Source organism: Roseicyclus amphidinii, assembly GCF_030163755.1.
In the GTDB taxonomy this organism is placed as follows: Bacteria; Pseudomonadota; Alphaproteobacteria; order Rhodobacterales; family Rhodobacteraceae; genus Roseicyclus; species Roseicyclus amphidinii.
This window is the reverse complement of sequence record NZ_JASJOE010000113.1, coordinates 1-5393: the sequence shown is the minus strand read 5'-3', so window position 1 is coordinate 5393 and position 5393 is coordinate 1. Positions and strand designations below refer to the sequence as shown.

5 protein-coding genes are annotated in these 5393 nt (G+C 67.5%); 2 read left to right on the top strand and 3 right to left on the bottom strand.

The annotated features are described in order from the left end of the window. Positions 1–598: flagellar motor protein MotB (locus QQK83_RS18690; RefSeq protein ID WP_284266861.1), on the bottom strand; the 598-nt coding region annotated here is incomplete at its 3' end. Between the two features lie 10 nt (positions 599–608). Next, complete coding sequence (locus QQK83_RS18685; RefSeq protein WP_284266860.1) at positions 609–1373, bottom strand: motility protein A; 765 nt, start codon at positions 1371–1373, stop codon at positions 609–611. Between the two features lie 208 nt (positions 1374–1581). On the opposite strand from QQK83_RS18685, the gene QQK83_RS18680 reads away from it, so the two are divergent. Both QQK83_RS18680 and rpoN read left to right on the top strand, forming a co-directional pair. Beyond that, positions 1582–3045: a flagellin N-terminal helical domain-containing protein gene (locus QQK83_RS18680; RefSeq protein WP_284266859.1), complete on the top strand. Its 1464-nt coding sequence runs from the start codon at positions 1582–1584 to the stop codon at positions 3043–3045. A gap of 178 nt (positions 3046–3223) precedes the next feature. Then, the gene (gene rpoN / locus QQK83_RS18675) at positions 3224–4546 is read left to right on the top strand and encodes an RNA polymerase factor sigma-54 (RefSeq protein ID WP_284266858.1); all 1323 of its coding nucleotides are present in this window, start codon (positions 3224–3226) and stop codon (positions 4544–4546) included. A gap of 84 nt (positions 4547–4630) precedes the next feature. On the opposite strand, the gene QQK83_RS18670 is transcribed toward rpoN, so the two are convergent. Beyond that, on the bottom strand, positions 4631–5338 hold the full coding sequence (locus QQK83_RS18670; protein ID WP_284266857.1) for a PDZ domain-containing protein: 708 nt from the start codon (positions 5336–5338) through the stop codon (positions 4631–4633). Positions 5339–5393 lie beyond the last annotated feature (55 nt).

Below are 5393 nucleotides of genomic sequence, written 5' to 3'. Positions count from 1 at the left end.
GCACCTCTTCGGCGGGCGTGCCGGTCCGCTCGGCGGCTTCCTGCACGGCTTCGGCCGCGTCGGCGACCGCCTCGGCCAGCTCTTCGGGGCTGACATCCTCGGGGAAGCGCAGCACGACCTCGCCATCCTGCACCTCGGCCTCGAGCGGGCTGTCATAGGGCAGGGCGCGGTCGATCGCCTCGGCCATCTCGGAGGCTTCGGTCTCGCCGGGGCTGCCCACGCCGTCGCTGCCGCCGTCGCCGGTCTCGACCTCGGGATCTTCGGTCTCGGTCGTCTCCTGCGTCAGTTCCTCGAGCACGGAGGGGTCGGGCGAGGGGCTGAAGCTTTCGCTCAGGACGGTCGTGCCCATCGGCATTTCCATCACCGGCACCTCGCGCTGCACGCCGAAGGCGTCGCGCAGCGAGCCCGAGACCATCTTGAACCGCGGGCGGTCGAACTCGGCGAAGGACAGGATCAGCACGAAGAACGCCATCAGGAGCGTGGCGATATCGGCGAATGTCGCCATCCACGCCGGCGCGCCCTTTGGCGGGCATTTCTTTTCTTCGGGCTCGTCCGGCTCGATCAGAGGGACGGGCAGGGGGATCGGGCGCTTCGCCATGGTCGTCGCCTCAGGCCGCCGCCAGCAGCTTGGCCTGCAGCTTGGGCGGCATCGACGCGATCATCTGCTCCTGCACCATGCGCCCGGATTCGCCGCGCGCGATGTTGCGCAGACCTTCCAGCACCATCTCACGATAGACCACCTCGTTGGCCGAATACCCCTCGAGCTTCGAGAGGATCGGGCCGAAGATGACATTCGCCAGGATCGCGCCATACATCGTGGTCAGCAGCGCCACCGCCATGGCCGGGCCGATGGCCTGCGGGTCTTCCATCGCGCCCAGCATCTGCACCAGGCCGATCAGCGTGCCGATCATGCCCATCGCGGGGGCGATATCGACCCAGGCGCGCACCGCGCCGTGCAGTTCCGAATGGCGTTCCTTCATCGAGGAGATTTCCTGCTTGAGGAATTTCACCAGCTTGTGCTCGTCGGCGCCGTCCACCAGCATCTCGACGCCCTTCTCGAAGAACCGGTCGGGCAGCTCCTGCCCCTCCAGCGCCATCAGGCCGTTCTTGCGCGCGAGATCCGACAGCTCCACCATCTTGGCGATCAGGTCTTCGCGGCTGCGCGGCTTGGGCATGAAGGCCTTGGCCATGGCCCCGAAGGAGCCGAGGAACACCCCCATGGGCGTCGTGAACATCACGGCGAAGAAGGTGCCGCCGATCACGATCAGGATCGAGGGGATGTCGATATAGGGGGCCACGCCGCCGGAATAGATCATCGAACCGATGATCATGCCGGCCGCGCCGATCAGGCCGATGAGTGAGGCGATGTCCATCTCGGGTCTCCGGGCTTGTGCTGCTTCCTTCCAGCAAGAGCCGTGCCAAGCCGCGCATGGCGGGGTGGCAAAAAACGAAATCCGAAAAAATGTATGTAAAACAGGTATTTGAATGGGTCTTTCAGGCCCCGGCTAAACAAATTCCGGCTGTGCCGTTGCCTTCTCCGAGCGCTGACGGCGCCCCGCAATCAACACCGGAGAACGGACGATGACGACGATCAACACGAATATCGGCGCGATCAACGCCCAGGCGAACATGACGCGCATCAACGAGAACATGAACGACTCGATGCAGCGCCTGTCCTCGGGCATGCGCATCAACGCCGCCAAGGACGACGCGGCGGGCATGGCCATCGCGGAAAAGATGACCTCGCAGATCAAGGGCCTCAACCAGGCTGTGCGCAACGCCACCGACGGCAAGAACCTGGTGGACACCACCGAAGGCGCCCACGTCGAGGTTTCGAACATGCTGCAGCGTCTGCGCGAACTGGCCGTGCAGTCCGCGAACGACACCAACACCGCCTCGAACCGCAACAACCTCGCGTCGGAAGGCCGCCAGCTGATCGCCGAGATCAACTCGGTCGCCCAGAACACCACCTTCAACGGCATGAAGGTTCTCGACGGCTCCTTCTCGGGCATGCAGCTGCAGATCGGCGCCGACAAGGGCCAGACGCTCGAGGTGAACGTCGACAGCGCGGCGGCGACCGACATCGGCATGAACTCGGTCAATTCCAAGGTCAGCATCACCGACGGCACCGACAGCGACATCGCGGCGGGCACCACGATCACCCTGACCGGTTTCGCCGGTAGCGACACGATCACCACCACCGCGGGCCAGTCGGCCGCAAGCCTTGCCGAAGAGGTCAACAAGCTCTCGGCCGGCACCGGCATCGAGGCCACCGCCATCACCAAGGCCGAGCTGTCGGGCTTCACCCTGACCGACAGTGTCAGCTTCGACATCGGCACCGCCTCGGGCGAGACCGTCAACATCGGCACCGTGTCGATCACCGACGCCTCCGACGTGCGCGGCCTGCGCGACGCGATCAACGCCGTCTCCGGCCAGACCGGCATCACCGCCACCATGGCCGAGAACGACAACAGCAAGATCGTTCTGACCCATGCCAGCGGCGAAGACATCGTGATCGAGAACGCCACCTCGACCAACGATTTCACCGTGACGGCACTGACCGCAGACGGCACCGCCAACGGCAGCCTCGCCACCGTCGGCAGCACCACCGGCAACGCGGTCGTGACCGGCGAGGTCGAGATGTCCTCGACCAAGGCCTTCACCGTCGCCACCGACGCCGCCGCGGCAACCGAGCACTTCGACGCCGTCGCCAACGGCTCCAAGCTGGAGAACGTGGCCTCGATCGACCTGACGACCGCCGAAGGTGCCGCAGACTCGATCAAGGTGATCGACTACGCGCTGCAGAAGATCTCGCAGTCGCGCTCCGATCTCGGTGCCGTGTCCAACCGTCTCGACAGCACGATCTCGAACCTGACCAACATCACGGTCAACGTCGAGGCCGCGCGCTCTGGGGTCATGGATGCCGATTTTGCGAAAGAATCGTCCGAGATGGCCCGCGGCCGGATCCTGTCGCAGGCCGCCACCGCGATGCTGGCACAGGCCAACTCCTCGCAGCAGAACGTCCTCAGCCTGCTCCGCGGCTGACGGAAAATTGACACCCAAGACGGAACCCGGCGCCTCGGTGCCGGGTTTTGTCGTTTGAAATCAATATGTCGTTCGATGGATGCCGGCGTCGGCCCGGCGTCGTCGCAAGCGTCAATTTCCCGGTGTTGTCCGGGGCTAAAATGGCGGGTTTCTGGTCTTCATCCTAGGAGGACCAGGCATGACCCTTCAACTGACACCCCGTATTGCCCAGCGCGCGTCGCTGGTGATGACGACCCAGCTTCAGCAGGCGATCTGCCTTCTGCAACTGTCCAATCTCGACCTTCGGTCCTTCATCGAGAAGGAAGCCGAGGAAAACCCCTTTCTCTTCGTCGATCCCGGCCAGGGGGGCGGTTCCGGCCCGGCGCTGCCCTCGTCGCGTGGCGCGGCCGATGACAGCTACGACGATATCGGCAGCCGTCTGGCCGCGCCCGATCTGTCGCTTTACGCCCATGTGTCGGCGCAGTTCGATGTGATCTTCTGCGACGCGCGTCGCCGCCTGATCGCCGAGCGGTTCCTCGAGGCGCTCGAGCCGAACGGCTGGCTCGGCGAGCCGCTGGAGGACATCGCGCTGGCGAGCGGGCTGACGCTCGAGCAGGCCGAGAACATGCTGCACGAGGTGCAACAGGTCGAGCCCGCGGGGCTTTTCGCCCGCAGCCTTGCCGAATGCCTTGCGTTGCAGGCCGAGGATCGTGGCATGATGACGCCTGTGTTCCGGGCGCTTCTGGATCACCTGCCGATGCTGGCCGCCGCCGACCTGCCGGGCCTGTGCCGCACGCTGGGCATCGCCATGGACGAGCTGCGCGACCTGCTGCGCCAGCTGCGCAGCCTGAACCCCAAGCCGGGCGCGGATTTCGAGCAGGGCGAGCTGACCGAGCGCGAACCCGACCTGATCGTCACCCGCGGCCCCGAGGGCTGGCGCGTGGACCTGAACCGCTCGACGCTGCCGACCGTCCATGTCGACGAGACCATGGCCGCCGACAGCCGCATGACGCGGCAGGCCGCGGATTACATCGGCGAGCGCCTGTCGGTGGCGCGCTGGCTGCGCCGGGCGATCGACCACCGCAACCAGACCACGCTGGCCATCGGTGCCGAGATCGTGCGCCGCCAGGCGGCCTTTCTCGAGGGCGGGCTGGCGCATCTCCAGCCGATGACGCTGCGCGACGTGGCCGAGGCGGTGGGCGTGCATGAAAGCACGGTCAGCCGCGTGACCACGGGTATCATGATGGTGACGCCGCAGGGGGCATTCGGTCTGAAGCGGCTGTTCACCACGGCGCTGGCGACCGATGGCGCGGGCGCGACCTCGTCCGAGGCGGTGCGCCACCGCATCCAGCAGCTTGTCCGCGACGAGGACCCCGCCAATCCTCTCAGCGACGACGCGCTGGCGCGGATCATCACCGAGGAGGGCACGCATCTGGCCCGCCGCACGGTGGCGAAATACCGCGACATGCTCAGGATCGCCTCGTCCTTCGAACGCAAGCGGCGCGCGCGCCTCGCCTCCTGAGCCCAGTCGCAAGACGGTCATGCCGAAAGGCCGGTGGTGCCCCCGCCGGCCTTTCGGCTGTCCGGGGGACGGGGCACCGCGGTCTCAGCCGCCGTCGACCACCGCCGCCGCGGCAAGCCGGGGGGGAACATGCAGGTAGCGCGCCTCGGGGTGCAGCGAGCGGATGCGGCGGTGCAACTCGCGCTCGGTCCGGGTGGCGATGACGCCATCGGGCGCAAGCCCCCGCGCCAGCCGGTCGGCGCGCCAGAGCGCCGCGCCCGCCTTCCAGAAATAGAGCGACAGGATCGCGTGCAGCGCCAGCATCGCGGGCCAGCCGACGGGCCAGCCGACCAGAACAAGCGCGGCCCAGATCGCCAGCGGCCCCCACAGGTGCATCTGCGCCAGCCACAGGGGCGGCACCAGAAGGGCCATCACCGGCGCCGTGACCGGCTGGATGTCGTAGCGCCCGTCAGGGGCGCGCAGCACTTCCCAGTTGCGCAGCGTCGCGGGGTCGATCGGCGCGCCGCCCCCTTCGCCCAGGTCGACGGGCGTCCCGTCGCGCCGCCAGGCCCCGAGGGCTGCAGTGTCGGACAGGATGAACCAGCGGTGCCCGGCGCGCTCGAAGCACAGCGCGGCGGGCAGGCCGGGCCGGTTGAGCCTGGCGGTCAGCGCCGCGGGATCGGGTGCAACCGCCCCGCCGTTGACCGAGATCAGCCGGTCCCCCTCGCGCAGGCCGAAGCGTTGGCCAAGCCCGTTGGGGCGCCCCAGCACAAGGCTTGCGGGCTGGGTTTCCGGAAAGGGTGTCGCGGACATCGGTCAGGGGAAACTGAACGGGTTGGAGGCTGCGCGCGCCGGGGCCGGGGCCGGG

Excerpts from the sequence above, each read along its gene's own strand:
- QQK83_RS18680 (WP_284266859.1), top strand. The coding sequence starts at position 1,582 with ATGACGACGATCAACACGAATATCGGCGCGATCAACGCCCAGGCGAAC.
- QQK83_RS18670 (WP_284266857.1), bottom strand. The coding sequence starts at position 5,338 with ATGTCCGCGACACCCTTTCCGGAAACCCAGCCCGCAAGCCTTGTGCTG.
- rpoN (WP_284266858.1), top strand. The coding sequence starts at position 3,224 with ATGACCCTTCAACTGACACCCCGTATTGCCCAGCGCGCGTCGCTGGTG.
- QQK83_RS18685 (WP_284266860.1), bottom strand. The coding sequence starts at position 1,373 with ATGGACATCGCCTCACTCATCGGCCTGATCGGCGCGGCCGGCATGATC.